This window comes from Bradyrhizobium sp. Crot121, from assembly GCF_059512385.1.
The window spans coordinates 59,043-72,971 of the sequence record NZ_JCAMOR010000021.1; the positions used below are offsets into that span (position 1 = coordinate 59,043).

The following is a 13,929-nucleotide window of genomic DNA, read 5'->3' on the forward strand; positions in this document are numbered from 1 at the left end:
GCGGTGCGGGATATCGGGTAGCGCGAGGCGAGCGATCAATGACGGCGAATATCGACCATGGAAGAACCGACTCAGCGACGCGCTTCATCGCCGCCAGCGCGGACGTGATCTATCGTGCGTTTATTGACCCCACGGCATGGCCGCAGTGGCTTCCGCCAGATGGCATGACCGGCCACATCTACGAGTTCGACGCCCGGCCAGGTGGTACCTACAGGATGGCGCTGACCTATCGCAGGGATCATGCTAGCGCAGGCAAAACCTCCGACGACACTGATGTCGTCGAAGGTCGCTTCGCTGAGTTGATCCCAAATCATCGCGTCGTTCAGATCGTGACGTTTCAGTCGGACGATCCGGCCTTCGCCGGCGAAATGCGGATGACATGGAGCCTTTCCCCAGCGCCGGGCGGAACCAATGTTTCGATCGTGGCCGAGAACGTGCCGGCGGGGATCAGCGAGGCTGACCACGACATCGGCCTGCGTTCGACGCTCGAAAATCTGGCTCAGTTCGTCGAGTAGTCTTCAGTTCAGCGCCGCGCGTGCGTATCGCCCCGGCGGCTGTCCGACATGACGGCTGAAGGCGGTGCTGAAAGTGCTTGCCGACCCGTAACCGACGCGACGCGCGACCTCATCGAGCGCCATGTCCTCATGGCGGAGCATGTCCTTGGCAAGGGCCATCCGCCAGGCCATTAGATATTCCATCGGGCGTAAGCCGACCACGCGGGTGAAACGGTCGAAGAAGGATGAGCGCGACATGCCGGCCGCGTCCGCGAGTTCTACCACGGTCCAGGCGCGTCGTGGATCGGCGTGCATGTCACGCAACGCCTTGGCGACGCGCTGATCCGAAAGCCCGCGCAGCAGGCCGGGCGGCGTATCCTTGTCGCGCGATGTTCGCAGCGCTTCGACGAGCAAGATTTCCACGAGGCGCGTCAGAACGAGCTCACGGCCGACATTTTCCGCCTGTGCTTCCTCGGCGACCAGCCGCACCAGCGTCGTCAACCGCTCGATGCCGCGAATATGAATCATGCTCGGCAACAGGGGGACCAACTGTTCCGCGTCCGGCGTGTCGAACGCAAAGTAGCCGCCAAGGAGTTGGACGTCAGGCGGGCCATCGGCGCGGCCGTGCCGCACCTCCTCGGACGGAACTGGCATCGCCACGGGATCAACAAGCGCCGGGATCGCCGGCTCGAACCCGGCCATGGTGAAGGCAGGTGTTGCCGGCAGCAGCACGAAATCGCCTTGTTCCAGCGTGGCGGGCTCTTCGCCATCGACCATCAGGCGACAACGTCCTTCCAGAACGGCGCAAAAGCCAGGATGGCCGAACGCGGAGTAACGCACGGCCCATCGGCCGGCGCCGCTGATGCCTTTCGAGAAGATCGCGCGCGGGCGCAGTAGTTCTATAACCTGAGTGAGCGGATCGGACATTTGGACTATCGCAAACTTAATTCGGATTAAAGATTGATGATAGTCCTGATATTGCCCGCTATCCCTCTTTCGTCAACACGAAAGAGGAACACTCCCATGACCACCGTGCTCATCACCGGCGCTTCGTCAGGCTACGGCCTGCAAACCGCCCGCCATTTCCATGACGAAGGCTGGACCGTCATCGCCACCATGCGGACCCCGCGCGCAGATATCTTGCCGAAGTCCGACCGCCTGCGCGTCCTGCCGCTCGACGTCACTCGGCCCGACAGCATTGCCGCCTGCCTTGAGGCAGCCGGGCCGATCGACGCGCTGGTAAACAATGCCGGGATCGGCATCGTCGGCGCGTTCGAGGCCACACCCATGTCGCACGTCCGCAAGGTGTTCGAGACCAATACCTTCGGCGTCATGGCGATGACCCAGGCCGTCATCCCGCAATTTCGTGCCCGCAAATCGGGTGTCATCGTCAATGTCACCTCCAGCGTGACGCTCGCGCCGATGCCGCTCGCGGCGGCCTATACCGCCAGCAAGATGGCGATCGAGGGTTTCACCGGCTCGTTGGCGCATGAACTCGGCGCATTCGACGTGCGCGCCAAGTTGGTAGAGCCTGGCTATGCGCCGAGCACCCGGTTCACCGCGAATACCGAGGTGCGTGTGGAGGATCTGATCCCCGAAGCCTATGCCGCATTCGCGGCGCCGATCTTCGCGGCCTTCGCGAAGCCCGCCATGGTGACGACGGAATCCGATGTCGCCGACGCCGTATGGCGCGCGGCCAACGACACCTCCGGGCAACTCCGCTTTCCGGCCGGACCCGACGCGATGGCGTTGGCGCAGCAGCGCTGAGGTATCCCCTCAGCGCAGGACTTCGCCAAGGATGGGCCGATCCGTTCATCCTGTACGAGGCTGACAGGCTCGCGCCCGAAGCGCTCGAAGCCGTGGCGGGCGACTATGCCGCGACCTCGGAACACAGGATCACCGGGCATCTTACCATCCACCAGAATGCAGCGCGAAGCATTCTCCCTCAATCGCGAGCGGCGTCATCGTCACCGACGTCTTCGGAAATCTCCTGCCGTAGCTTCGGCCCCTTTGCGAGGCGACGGCCGAGCGCGGTGACGAATTGATCGTAGCGCTCGCCGGCCTTTGCACGTGCAGCTTGCGCGGCAGGTTCCGGCAAGGCCGGCGTCGTCGCGACCCAAAACCGCACGAACACCGCCAGCATCTCGACGGAGATGCCGACATCGCGTTCCATCCGCGTCATGCGGCGATCGAGCTGGTCGAGGCGCTTGGTAATCGCCGCCTCCTGTCGTTCAGCCGCATCCGGGGAGAGGAAGGATTCGATGGCGGCTTCCGCGATCAGCGATCGCGAATGATCGCGGCGCGCGGCATGCTCGGCGAGGCGGCGCATCACGGAGGGCTCGAGATAGACGGACAATCGCTGTTTCTTCGCGGATTTCGTCATGACGACCCTCACAGCTCCATCCCATCACCGGGATCGAGCGAGACCTGACGCGCGACACCCTGCATCAGTCGGTTCATCCGGCTGTTGCGGGCGGCGTCATCCTCGGCCTCGTCGGCAAGGCCGATCTCGAACTCATTCTCGATCGGCGCCTTCTTCTCGACAGGCTTCACGCGGTCCAATTCGGGCTGCTGGCGACGCTCGGACTCGGTCGGATCTTCGTCGCCCGTCTCCGTCCCCGGCTTCGCTTCGGCGATCACAGGTCGAGCCGGGAGCGGGAGCGCGGTCCAATCGTCAGTATGACCTTGTTTCGCTTGCGCGAGCGCTGGCGGCGGCAGGATGCGCTCTTTGAAGCGGGCGTCCTCGTAGTAGCGCGCCTTCTTCGCTCGGATCGGTGGCGTGCCCGCGACCATGACGATCTCGTCGGTCGGCGGGAGCTGCATGATCTCACCGGGTGTGAGCAACTGGCGGGCCGTCTCCGAGCGCGAGACCATGAGGTGCCCGAGCCAGGGCGAGAGCCGATGTCCGGCATAGTTCCGCATCGCCTTCATCTCGGTCGCGGTGCCGAGCGCGTCTGACACGCGCTTGGCAGTGCGTTCGTCGTTCGTGGCGAAGCTGACGCGCACATGGCAGTTGTCGAGGATCGAATTGTTCGCTCCGTAGGCCTTCTCGATCTGGTTCAGGCTCTGGGCGATCAGGAAGCTCTTGAGGCCATAGCCCGCCATGAAGGCCAGCGCGGACTCGAAGAAGTCGAGCCGCCCAAGGGCCGGAAACTCGTCCAGCATCAGCAGCAGCCGATGGCGGCCGGCCTTCGCCTGCAGATCCTCCGTCAGGCGGCGGCCGACCTGATTGAGGATCAGGCGGATCAGCGGTTTGGTGCGATTGATGTCGGAGGGCGGCACGACAAGGTAGAGCGTCGTCGGATGTTTGCCGCCCACGATGTCGGTGATGCGCCAGTCGCAGCGCCGCGTCACCTTGGCGACGACGGGATCACGGTAGAGGCCGAGGAACGACATGGCGGTGCTCAGCACGCCCGATCGCTCGTTGTCGCTCTTGTTGAGCAGCTCGCGCGCCGCGCTGGCGATGACGGGATGCGGGCCGGCTTCACCGAGATGTGCCGTCTTCATCATCGCCGCGAGGGTGGACTCGATCGGGCGCTTCGGGTCCGACAGAAATGCCGCGACGCCGGCGAGTGTCTTGTCGTCCTCTGCATAGAGGACGTGGAGGATCGCGCCGACCAGCAACGCATGGCTGGTCTTTTCCCAGTGGTTGCGCTTCTCCAATGAGCCTTCGGGATCGACCAGGATGTCAGCGATGTTCTGAACGTCTCGGACTTCCCATTCACCGCGGCGCACCTCGAGCAGCGGATTGTAGGCCGACGATTTGGCGTTGGTCGGATTGAACAGTAGCACGCAGCCATGCTTGGCGCGGAAGCCGGCGGTGAGCGTCCAGTTCTCGCCCTTGATGTCGTGGACGATGGCCGAGCCGGGCCAGGTCAACAGCGACGGCACCACCAGTCCGACGCCCTTGCCGCTGCGGGTAGGCGCGAAGCACAGCACATGCTCCGGCCCGTTGTGGCGGAGATAGTCGCGATCATATCGGCCGAGCACGACGCCGTCGGCGCCGAGCAGACCGGCGGCCTGCACCTCTTGCCGTTCGGCCCATCGCGCCGAGCCATAGGTCTCCACCTTCTTGGCTTCGCGCGCCCGCCAGACCGACATGCCGATGGCGACCGCGATCGAGATGAAGCCGCCCGACGCCGCGATGTAGGCGCCCTCGACAAAGATCGCCGGCGCATAGGCATCGAAGCCGTACCACCACCAGAAGAAGGAGGGCGGCAGATAGAAGGGAAACCCGAGCAGCCGGAACCATGGTTGCCCCAGCTCGGGCTGGAAGGCGAGCCGCCAGGCGACCCACTCGGTCGCGCCCCAGGTCGTGATGAGCACGATGGCGAAAACGGTGAGGATCTGGCCCCAGAGAATTTTCGTAGCGGACATACCGATGGGTCTTTCTGCGAGGGATCAGAGGCCGAGGCCGCGCTTGCGGCCGAAGCTCCAGTCGATGCCGCCGTCATCGCGGGCGACGCCGGAGACGTGCTTGCCGAGTTGCTTTTCGAGGGAGGGCGTCCACGGCACGAGCTGGAAGCCGAGACCGTCATCCAACATGGCGAACCGTCCCGACGCGAGCGTGAAGCGCTGGCGGTAGGACCCGGCGACATATTCGCCGCTGGCCGCGCGATTGAACGGCTGGCCGGTCTCGGCGGCGAGCTTCTCACCAAGCGCCTCCAACTCGCGGCGACGCAGCGTGTCGATCAGGTTGCGTGTAAAAGTGACGCGCTGGCCATGACGCTCGCCGAAGCCCTGTTCGACCAGATGATCGGCCCGGCGCTCCAAGGCTTGCCGAACCTCGGCGCCGAACCCACCCTCGGACAGCGCAGCCGGCTCGCGGGCGATATTCTGCCGGTCGAGCCAGGTCGCGCCTGACGCCGTGATCTGGCGGTCGATATCGAGATCGGAGCGCACGGCGATCGCGACGCGCCGCTGCCCCTGCGCGTCATCAAACCTGCGCAGCTCGACGACCGAACCCGGCGCACCGTCGCCGGCCGCATCGAGGTCGGGAAGCTTGATATGATGGGTGCGGCCATCGACACCATCGACCACGGCATAGGCAGTGCCCTTCAGCTCGTCGTCGAGGCCGCGATCGATCAGCCGGCCGATGATCGGCGTGTCGAGACCTTCGGCAGCAAGAACATAGCTGGCCGAGCCGCGTTCGATGCCGCGCTCGGTCAGCGCCCGGTGCATCCGCTTGATGATGTCGCCGCGCTCGCCGAGCTCGCGCAGCGTCGCCTCGGCCCTGCCGTCGATCCTCCATTGGCCGGGACCGACCTGCTCGGCGAGGCCAAGGTTTTCCAGCTTGCGAAGCCGGCCAACCTTCAGAGCGTGATACTCGTCAGGCCGGATGCTCGGATCGGGCGCCATGTCGATGACGCCTCCGTCGCGGCCGTCGCGAACAAGCTGCCGATCGAGCTGGGTCCAGCGCTCCGCCTCGACCTGACGCTCCAGATTGCGACGGATGTCGAGGTCGGTGCGCGGCCCCAATTCCTGCGTGACCAGATCGGCCGCGCGGGCGCGCATCCCTTCCTTGATGTAGTCGCGCGCGATGACGAGGTCCTGCCCGTCATCGGCGCGGCCGCGCAGGATGATGTGGACGTGCGGGTTGTCGGTGTTCCAGTGATCGACCGCGGCCCAATCGAGCTTGGTGCCGAGATCCTTTTCCATCTGCCCCATCAGATCGCGGGCGAAGGATTTGAGGTCCGCCATGTCGACCGCGTCCTCCGGCGAGACGATGAAGCGGAAGTGATGCCGGTCTTCCTGGCATCGCTCGGCGAAGCCGCGACCATCGACGTCATCGGTCTCCGGCCCGAACAGCCGGGCCTTCTCCCCGTCACGGGTGACGCCCTCGCGGCGCAGATAGCTCAGATGGGCGGCAAGTGGCGCGGCGCGCGCGTGATGGCGAACGAGCCGCGTCTTGATGACGACGATGCGCGAGCGGCCGGTCAGCAGACGATTGGCGCGCACGCTCGCCGTGCGGCCGCGCCCGAAGGTCGAGCGGTTGCCGGAGGTGATCCGGCCGGAGCGCGACACACGCGCACCGGCCTTCTGCGCGGCGGCGAGCGCCTGCGCGATGAAGGGGCGGGCGCGTTGCGCGCTGGATGAGCGGATGCGACCAGGCCGGATGCGGAAATCGTCCTCGCCGCTCATGGCCGAGAGCCCGCACATCGCGTCAAGCGCATGAAATCGCGGAGGAACAGGCGTCGTCGCGAGGTGCGCGGAAATCCCGTACCTCGCGAAAGCGGGCCATAACCTATTGAAACAGCACAACCGACCGACGCCGCACCTCGCGGCTTTTTATCTCGCCATCGTCCGGTTGTGTTGCCTGTCTCCGCCCTCAACGCACCCCATGACACGCTGGAGCCCGCTATCGTGCGATCGGGAACCGGGCCGCTCATCGTGCGGTCCCTTCACCAGCACGGGCGACGAACAGACCGCCTGACTGCGGCACGATTGCGGAAACATCGCGCACGGTTGATGTCGTCACCCCGGCATCGGAAGTGCGCGCGGCCGGCACGGGATCGGCGGCCGGTCTGCGGTCCAACTGCGCGATGAACAACGGCGCGCGTGTCCAGGCCAAGGGATCGGCCGTGGCGACCACGATCGGGCCGGCCGCATCGCCGCCGTCCGCGGAAGGCGCGACCATGGCGACATAGGCGCGCGTTTCCGCAGGCAGCACGCGGCCCTTCAGCGAGTCCTCGTAGCGGCCAGGACCGGCGTTGTAGGCGGCGATCCAACCGGGCGATCCGTAGCGGTCGAACAGCTCGCGGATATAGCCAGCGCCGGCGATGATGTTGTCATGCGGATCATAGGGATCGGCGCCGAGACGGTGGCGAAGGCGCAAGCCCGCCCATGTCTCCGGCATGATCTGCATCAGACCCATCGCGCCCTTCCGCGAAAGCGCGCGCGGATCGCCGGCGCTTTCGGCACGCATCACCGCCCTGATCCATGCGATCGGAACGCCGAAGCGCCGCGACGCCTCGGCAATGTGATCGGCATAGGCATCGCGGGGCGACGGTCGGGCGACGGCCAAGCCCTGAGCCAACGTGATGGCAGGCATGACGCTCGCGAAGATAAGGCCGGAAAGGAGAAGGAGAGCCATGCGCCGGGCAGCGCGAAGCGACCCGGACGCACTCGGATGGCTCGGCGTTTGGCGAGAGCCAAGCATCGCTCAATCCTTCTCGCCGCGATCGCGCTGGCGCGACCAGTGCAGCGACCAGGCGTTGCCGGCATCGTCATCACGAAACAGGTTGGCGCGGACCGGATACGGGAATGTCGGATCGTCGATCAGCAGCGCGACGTATTCGCCGGCCTTCTCGCCGGTGCGTTTCCATCCCGCGCCGATCTCCGGGCCCGGCTCGTTATTCATGCCGTCGAAGAGATGAACGCGATAATCGGGTGCGTTCTCCGCGTCGGACGGTTCTGCCGCGACGATGATGATGTCCGGATGCAGTAAGAGCGTCCCGAGGTGTCCGATGAAGCCGGCCTCGTCGCGCGTGAATTCGCCAATCTGGGGCATGAGAGTCTCCTTGGCGGTGAGGTTGGGAAGGCCATCGGCGAGCACCGCTCCCGTCGATGGGGAAGCGGTCAGCGTGTCGGGGCACGCCATTCGAAGCGGCCGCTGCCGTCTTCGTCGGTCCACAATGGAATCGCGCGGCCGATGATCTGGTCGGTCGAGACGAGGCCGAAGTAGCGGCCATCGAAACTGTCGCGGACCTGCCAGTTCATCAGGAAGATTTCGCCGGTATGGACGCGGCGGCAGCCCTGCCAGACGGGAAGATCACGACCGGCGCGGTCGCGTTCGAGGGCAGCGCCGACCTCGACACCATCCACTGTGATGGTGAGGTTCGAGCGGCAAACGGTCTGCCCGGAAACGGCAAGGATGCGCTTCATCAGCGGCACGCCCTTGGGCAGATAGCCGCGCTCGGCGAGAAAGGGCGCGAGCGGCTCGGGCGCATCGACCGCAACGAGATCGGTGACCTCGAAGGGGCCGTCGAAGTCGATCGAATAGAGGCCGATCGGCGCGCTCGCCGATGCGTTCCACACCAGCTTGGTCGGCATCGGCGTGAGACCGGGATAGCCAACACCAAGCGCTGCGAGCGCCGTTGCGAGGAGCAGTCCGGCGCGACTCATGGCTCCGCCCTCCGGCGAGCCAAGAACGCGCGATGATGGTCGAGCGTGTAGGTGCGCGGCTCATGTCCGGCGGTCAGCCGGTTGTGGACGTGACGCCAATGATCGGGCGAGACCGCTTCGGGATCGATGCCGATGCGCTCGATGACGTCGATCACCTGCAGCACGCGCTCGACCTTGGGCCAGCTCTCGATCTTCAGCAGAATGTCGCCGCCGGGGCGGACGAACGGCAGCGTCTGATAGGTTTCGCCCCGCGCGACGGCGCGCACAATGTCGATGCGCGAGATGATCGTGCCGAAGTCGTTTGACGCCCAGCGGACGAAGGCGAAGACCGCGCCGGGGCGGTACGACAGGACGCGTCGCCGTCGATCGAGGATCTGTTCGTGGGCGTGTGTGCCGAAGCGGATCCAGTTCTCGATCTTCTTCTCCACCCAAGTCAGCTCGACATGGGTGAGATTGTCGTGCGGGAGCGCGGTCGGCGACGGGCCGCCGCGCATGCGGAAGGCCGCGATGCCGGTCATGAGGGGTCTCCTTCGATGGGTAGGAATTCGCGCGCGAGCAGATCGCGCAGCATGTCGGCGACGGTGACGCCGCGCCGGAAAGCGGCGATCTTGATGCGTCCGCGCAGCTCCGGCGTAACGTCGATCGTTAGGCGAGCTGTGAAGGCTTCACCGTCCGCCGCACGGGTCGCTGGGGCATCGGCAGCCTTGATCCAGGCGTCCGGATTGGTCGGGCGCGATGCGAAGCCGCGCCGTTCGGATCGCTCGCTCATGGCGCGATCCTTTCGATCTCGGTGACGAGCGCCGCGATCTCGCGCGCGGCGGGACCGTCGTCGTCGATCTCGAAAGCGAGCCGGCCCGATTGCGCGGCGTCGGCGTAGATGACGCGCTGTCCGATCGTCGTGCGCAGCAGGGGCGGATCGTGGTCGGCGAGCGTCTCGGCCGTCTCGCGGGCGATCACGGTGCGCGCACCGCAGCGATTGAGGACGAAACGGGCGCGAAGCTCGGGCCGATAGATGCGCGCCTCCGACAGGAGCGCCAGCATCTCGGCCGAGGCCCAGCCGTCGAGCGGTGACGGTTGGACCGGGATCAGCACGAGATCGGCCGCAAGCAGCGCGGAACGCATCAACCCGGCGACGCGCGGCGGCCCGTCAATGACGACATGATCGACATCGCGCGCCAGTTCGGGCGCTTCACGATGGAGCGTATCGCGCGCCAGCCCGACGACGCCGAACAGGCGCGGCGCGTGCTCGCGGGCGCGTTGCTGCGACCAGTCGAGCGCCGAGCCCTGCGGGTCCGCATCGACCAGCGTGACCCGCTTTCCCCTACCGGCCCATTCGCCGGCGAGGTGCAACGCCAGCGTCGTCTTGCCGACGCCGCCCTTCTGGTTGAGGAGGGCCACGATCATCGGCGGCCTCCCGAGCGTGGACCGAAGGGAAGCTGCGGGGCGCCGGAAGTCCCGTTTCTCGCTGCGTCAGCGTTGGTGAGATCGGTGCTGCTGGTGCGCCGTTTGCCGGTGGCGCTGAGTGCGTTCGCAGCCTGCCGGACGAGGTTTTCCACCTCGCGCGCGCGCTCTTCAAAGTTAGATTCTCTGTTAGATTCTAAGTTAGGGGCGCGATTTTCGGTTCTGCTGTCGTGGGTTAGGCCGTGTTTCGGTTCCCGTTGGCACGAGCGGCCGGTTCCTGATGGCACGCGCCTTCGGGTTCCCGGTGGCACGAAGCCTTTCACAGCTTTTCCACAGGGCGGCGTCCGCTCGAAAGCGAGCAACGTCCGGCCGCCAGCCTCGATCTCCAGGAACAGCGTGTAGCCGGGAAGCGGCTGGCAACGGATGATGTCGCGCAGCTCGAAGGCGAAGCGTTTGAACGGCGACAACGCGCCGGACTTCTGATGGAGGTGGCGAAAGTCGAATCGCCAGCCATTGCGCTGGCGCCCGCCGTGCTTGCGCACCAGGCGATAGAGCCAGCGATCGAGCCCGCCCGTCAGATCAAAATAGGCCCGGTCGATCGTCAACACGAGCGCGTCGTCGAGAACGGCCTGGTAAAACCAGTCGGGCACTATCATCTCGATGCCGTCCGGCTTGCCGTTGCGGTTGGCGCGTTCCTTCCACTCGTTGATCCACGAGAAGCGGTGACGCCGCCCTTCAGCGGGCTGGCGGATCGAGGTGCAGACCGTCGTCGATTGCAGGCGGTCGAGCGCGGCCTTCAGGCGCTGATAGTCGCGCAAGGATGTGCCGCGGCCGATGAACTTGAGAATTTCATAGGGCGTGGCGACCATCAGGCGCGACGTGCGCAGGCCGGCGTCACGCGCCTCGACGATCTGGCTCGCCGCCCAGATGAGGATGTCGGCGTCCCAGATAGTCGCCATGCCGTGATCGGGCACGGCCTCGACGCGGATCGATACATCGCCGGCGGCGAAGTCGATCGGCGCGACGCGGTGCGATTTGGAGAGGGAGAAAAACGGATAGGCCATGAGATCCTGCGCGTCTCGGGCTGCGAACTCGCCGGGGAGCGCACGGAACAGATCGAGCTGCCCGCGCTCCGAGAGGGAGTGGTGTCGCGCCGCCATTCGGGAATCCCGGGGGCGGTCAGCGCGCGTATCGTCCGGCATGTGCCGGCGGCGCAGGCGTATGGCGCTTGGCCGGAAGCACGCTGCCGCGCGGATCGGAGGTGGAGGTGACGGCGCCGCGCTCGGCCCAGGCCTCAAGATCGTTGACCGCATAGACGACGCGGCCGCCGAGCTTGCGATAGGCCGGACCCGTTCCGTAAGTCCGATGCTTTTCGAGGGTGCGGGCCGACAGGCTGAGGAATTCGGCGGCTTCCTTGGTACGCAGGTAGCGCGGCGGGAGAACGGCGAGATCAGGTCGCATGGGAGGGCCTCCGTGGGTTCATTGGGGCCGCCGGGAAGCGGCGGGTAACGAAGGCCACGTTGGCGAAGCAGGGCCGGCGAGATGCAGGGCGAATTTGGGGGGTATCAAATTCGCCCACCGCCAGCCGGTGGGAGTCCGCTTAGGATTGTCGGCGATGTCGAAGCAGTGCGCGATAGCCGCCGGCGATCATGGCGCGAGCGTCTCGAAGGAGCGATTTGATGGCGTGGCGGGCGGAAGACGCCTGCCAGTCGTCGCGATCGAGGGCGGCGGTCCGGAGTACCACCTGAGCGATTTCCTGCTGCGTGGCTCCAGCACGATGACCGTCGAATGCTTGCAGCATCCGGCATAGCCGAGCACGTTGCTGCCGTGTCAGTCGGGTGTCGGGCGGTATGGCGCGGGCATGGAGGGCGGAGAGCAAGCGGCCGACGGATTCAAGTCGGTCGAAGCCTTCCAGGCCGAGCGGGATGAAGGCGCCGAGAGGTTTGGCGGGTCGTGTAGCGGAGGGATGAACAAGCGCTACGCGCTGCCCGTTTCCAAGATCGAGAACCAGATGGGTCTCGCTGCCGACGTCGACGCTGACGGCGGCGTCGATCGTCGGTTGGGGATCAGCGCTTGCGGATGGAATATCCGGAGGTGCGCCAAGAACGATGGTGCTTGTGTCTTCCTGGGGAAGCCAGATCACCTGCGCTTCGGGAGGTGCCTGCATCGGGTCTACGGGGAAATCGTAACCCCCACCGCTGCCCGATCCTGTCGGTCAGCGTGCGCAGATCACTTTCGCTGTCGCCGAGCGCTTGAAAATCCCTGTCGTAGGATTCGTTGCGACGCAGCCATTCCCACGCGACGTCGGACGCGGTCATGTCGGCGAAGTGCGCATAGCGTTCCGAGGAGCGCCAGCCGGAAGCATCTGGTGTCATCGCGATCCTCCCTAGTCTTTGAATTTGTGGGAGGGTCAGGATTCCCGGCTGGGTTGTTCAGCGGAAGTCGGAAGGCCGGCAAAGGGTGGTGCCGAAACGGCATCGCGGCGATCACTGTGCGGAGCGGACCAAGTCTCGATAGCCATGCTCGGTCATCCACTGCGCGCGGGCGAGATGCGTGTCATGGACCTGGCGGCACCGCTGCGGTTCACGTGCCGGATCGAGGCCAAAGAGGATCTGGACGGCTTCGCGCCAATCAGCTCCGTCGCGCGAGGAATCGAGCAGGCGCAGATAGAGAACCATATGCTCGCGGTCATAGGCCGTGAGGGTCTGGCTGATCGGGGGTGCGTCGAGAAACGGCGGCATCACGGATTCCATCAGGCGACTATATTCGCGCGGAAAGCATTCGTTAACACTCGTGCCCGGCATTGCTGTGACAACGTGCGATGGACGGGTGTGCACCACGCGATCACCGCGCCGCTAACGCCTCGTTGGCCGGTCGTCCCGCTCATGGAGCAGCAGCACTCCTTCGCCCTTGTCGGTGGAAAGCAGGACGATACCGGCTGTTTCAAGCGCCCTTCGCACCTGATCGCGCGTCGACTCGTACACCTCCAGCCCGTTATCGGACTCGAGGCGCTTGAGCGCGGTCAGCGATGTGCGGGCCTTGTCAGCGAGCGTCTCCTGTGTCCACCCCAGCAACGCGCGTGCGGCCCGCGATTGTCGGGCGGTGATCATGCATGATCACCTCCCACCGACGGCCACACGTTTGCCAGAACTACGACTATAATAGTCGTTCTTGGCGCCCGCTGCGAGGAAATTCGACTTTGAAGGGTCTGCCCAGCCCTAGTTGGCCATCAGAGGTGATTCGCGTCTGAAACAAGGGCAAGGCCCCGGCCTGTTCGGCCGGGGCCTTGCTCGGGCTCAGTCGCCGCGGCGGGTCGGGCGGGACCAGATCAGCGAATGGGTGTCGCCGTCCTCGTCGTCGAAGAGGTTGGCGTAGATGGGAGCGTTGAAGCTCGGATCGTCGAGCTTGAGGCCCAGATAGTCGCGGCCCTCGTTGGAGCGCTTGGACCAGGCCGCGCCGATTTCCGCGCGGCCGACCAGAACCCGGTGGCTTGGGGCGTTCTCGCCGGTGGCGCGCTGGTCGGGGACGATGCGCACGCCCTTGGCCTGGACGCTGAGGGTGACGATTTCGCCGGTGAACTCGTTCGAGCCGGTCTTCTTGAAGGTGCCGATGGTCGCCATTGTAAGTCTCCGTTTTCGTTTTCGGGACCGCTCCATTGCGGCCTCGATGGCGATCGACAGGCCGGAGGCGACCGACGCCGCATCGCTTGCGACCGGAGCACAGCGGAGGACGGCGCAGGAACGACTTTGTTGCTTCGCGAGGAATGACGGCCTTGGCCGGCAGGGGAAGAAAGTCGGGACGCGTCGTTGCGGCATAGGCGGTCGAGGCGCAGCCGTCCTTCGGTCAGATCAGGCCATTGAAGAGGCCGTTTGGGGCGGTCTGGGGACAATCAGGAACGGACGATCATGGC

The 13,929-nt window shown here is 65.6% G+C and carries 19 protein-coding genes; 2 read left to right on the top strand and 17 right to left on the bottom strand.

What is annotated here, in order from left to right; genetic code table 11:
• The first annotated feature begins 38 nt into the window (after positions 1-38).
• The gene (locus tag AC5ZGW_RS19825) at positions 39-515 is read left to right on the top strand and encodes an SRPBCC family protein (protein WP_130224680.1); all 477 of its coding nucleotides are present in this window, start codon (positions 39-41) and stop codon (positions 513-515) included.
• A 3-nt stretch (positions 516-518) separates the two neighbouring features.
• On the opposite strand, the gene AC5ZGW_RS19830 is transcribed toward AC5ZGW_RS19825, so the two are convergent.
• Positions 519-1,421 (bottom strand): AraC family transcriptional regulator, encoded by a 903-nt coding sequence (locus tag AC5ZGW_RS19830; protein ID WP_130224682.1) that lies wholly within the window; start codon positions 1,419-1,421, stop codon positions 519-521.
• Between the two features lie 96 nt (positions 1,422-1,517).
• Between AC5ZGW_RS19830 and AC5ZGW_RS19835 the strand changes: the two genes are divergently transcribed.
• The gene (locus AC5ZGW_RS19835) at positions 1,518-2,261 is read left to right on the top strand and encodes an SDR family oxidoreductase (RefSeq protein ID WP_130224684.1); all 744 of its coding nucleotides are present in this window, start codon (positions 1,518-1,520) and stop codon (positions 2,259-2,261) included.
• 178 nt (positions 2,262-2,439) lie between these two features.
• Here the strand turns inward: AC5ZGW_RS19835 and AC5ZGW_RS19840 are convergent, their stop codons facing one another.
• The 16 genes from AC5ZGW_RS19840 to AC5ZGW_RS19915 all read right to left on the bottom strand — a co-directional run bounded on the left by AC5ZGW_RS19840 (position 2,440) and on the right by AC5ZGW_RS19915 (position 13,639).
• A complete protein-coding gene (locus tag AC5ZGW_RS19840; protein ID WP_130224686.1) occupies positions 2,440-2,877 on the bottom strand; it encodes a ribbon-helix-helix protein, CopG family in 438 nt (145 codons plus the stop codon).
• 8 nt (positions 2,878-2,885) lie between these two features.
• On the bottom strand, positions 2,886-4,871 hold the full coding sequence (locus AC5ZGW_RS19845; protein ID WP_130224688.1) for a conjugal transfer protein TraG: 1,986 nt from the start codon (positions 4,869-4,871) through the stop codon (positions 2,886-2,888).
• A 24-nt stretch (positions 4,872-4,895) separates the two neighbouring features.
• Positions 4,896-6,635: a relaxase/mobilization nuclease domain-containing protein gene (locus tag AC5ZGW_RS19850; RefSeq protein ID WP_130224690.1), complete on the bottom strand. Its 1,740-nt coding sequence runs from the start codon at positions 6,633-6,635 to the stop codon at positions 4,896-4,898.
• 244 nt (positions 6,636-6,879) lie between these two features.
• On the bottom strand, positions 6,880-7,653 hold the full coding sequence (locus AC5ZGW_RS19855) for a lytic transglycosylase domain-containing protein (protein ID WP_130224692.1): 774 nt from the start codon (positions 7,651-7,653) through the stop codon (positions 6,880-6,882).
• Positions 7,654-7,656: 3 nt separating this feature from the next.
• Positions 7,657-8,004 carry a DUF736 domain-containing protein gene (locus AC5ZGW_RS19860; protein ID WP_130224694.1) on the bottom strand — a complete coding sequence of 116 codons (348 nt, stop codon included), beginning with the start codon at positions 8,002-8,004 and terminating at the stop codon, positions 7,657-7,659.
• 68 nt (positions 8,005-8,072) lie between these two features.
• Positions 8,073-8,618 (bottom strand): S26 family signal peptidase, encoded by a 546-nt coding sequence (locus tag AC5ZGW_RS19865; RefSeq protein WP_130224696.1) that lies wholly within the window; start codon positions 8,616-8,618, stop codon positions 8,073-8,075.
• Positions 8,615-9,136: a DUF2840 domain-containing protein gene (locus AC5ZGW_RS19870; protein ID WP_130224698.1), complete on the bottom strand. Its 522-nt coding sequence runs from the start codon at positions 9,134-9,136 to the stop codon at positions 8,615-8,617. The genes AC5ZGW_RS19865 and AC5ZGW_RS19870 overlap by 4 nt, the downstream gene beginning before the upstream one ends.
• A complete protein-coding gene (locus AC5ZGW_RS19875; RefSeq protein ID WP_130224700.1) occupies positions 9,133-9,387 on the bottom strand; it encodes a hypothetical protein in 255 nt (84 codons plus the stop codon). Before AC5ZGW_RS19875 ends, AC5ZGW_RS19870 begins: the two co-directional genes overlap by 4 nt.
• Positions 9,384-10,022: a ParA family partition ATPase gene (parA, locus tag AC5ZGW_RS19880; protein ID WP_130224702.1), complete on the bottom strand. Its 639-nt coding sequence runs from the start codon at positions 10,020-10,022 to the stop codon at positions 9,384-9,386. The genes AC5ZGW_RS19875 and parA overlap by 4 nt, the downstream gene beginning before the upstream one ends.
• The gene (locus AC5ZGW_RS19885; RefSeq protein ID WP_130224704.1) at positions 10,019-11,179 is read right to left on the bottom strand and encodes a replication initiator protein A; all 1,161 of its coding nucleotides are present in this window, start codon (positions 11,177-11,179) and stop codon (positions 10,019-10,021) included. The genes parA and AC5ZGW_RS19885 overlap by 4 nt, the downstream gene beginning before the upstream one ends.
• A gap of 19 nt (positions 11,180-11,198) precedes the next feature.
• Positions 11,199-11,480 carry a helix-turn-helix transcriptional regulator gene (locus AC5ZGW_RS19890; protein ID WP_130224706.1) on the bottom strand — a complete coding sequence of 94 codons (282 nt, stop codon included), beginning with the start codon at positions 11,478-11,480 and terminating at the stop codon, positions 11,199-11,201.
• 139 nt (positions 11,481-11,619) lie between these two features.
• A complete protein-coding gene (locus tag AC5ZGW_RS19895) occupies positions 11,620-12,186 on the bottom strand; it encodes a DUF2285 domain-containing protein (RefSeq protein ID WP_130224708.1) in 567 nt (188 codons plus the stop codon).
• On the bottom strand, positions 12,086-12,394 hold the full coding sequence (locus AC5ZGW_RS19900; RefSeq protein WP_130224710.1) for a transcriptional regulator domain-containing protein: 309 nt from the start codon (positions 12,392-12,394) through the stop codon (positions 12,086-12,088). Before AC5ZGW_RS19900 ends, AC5ZGW_RS19895 begins: the two co-directional genes overlap by 101 nt.
• Before the next feature lie 111 nt (positions 12,395-12,505).
• Entirely contained in the window at positions 12,506-12,772 is a 267-nt protein-coding gene (locus AC5ZGW_RS19905) for a DNA -binding domain-containing protein (RefSeq protein WP_130224712.1), read from the bottom strand.
• Between the two features lie 102 nt (positions 12,773-12,874).
• A complete protein-coding gene (locus AC5ZGW_RS19910; protein WP_130224714.1) occupies positions 12,875-13,129 on the bottom strand; it encodes a helix-turn-helix domain-containing protein in 255 nt (84 codons plus the stop codon).
• A gap of 186 nt (positions 13,130-13,315) precedes the next feature.
• Complete coding sequence (locus AC5ZGW_RS19915) at positions 13,316-13,639, bottom strand: DUF736 domain-containing protein (RefSeq protein ID WP_130224716.1); 324 nt, start codon at positions 13,637-13,639, stop codon at positions 13,316-13,318.
• Positions 13,640-13,929 lie beyond the last annotated feature (290 nt).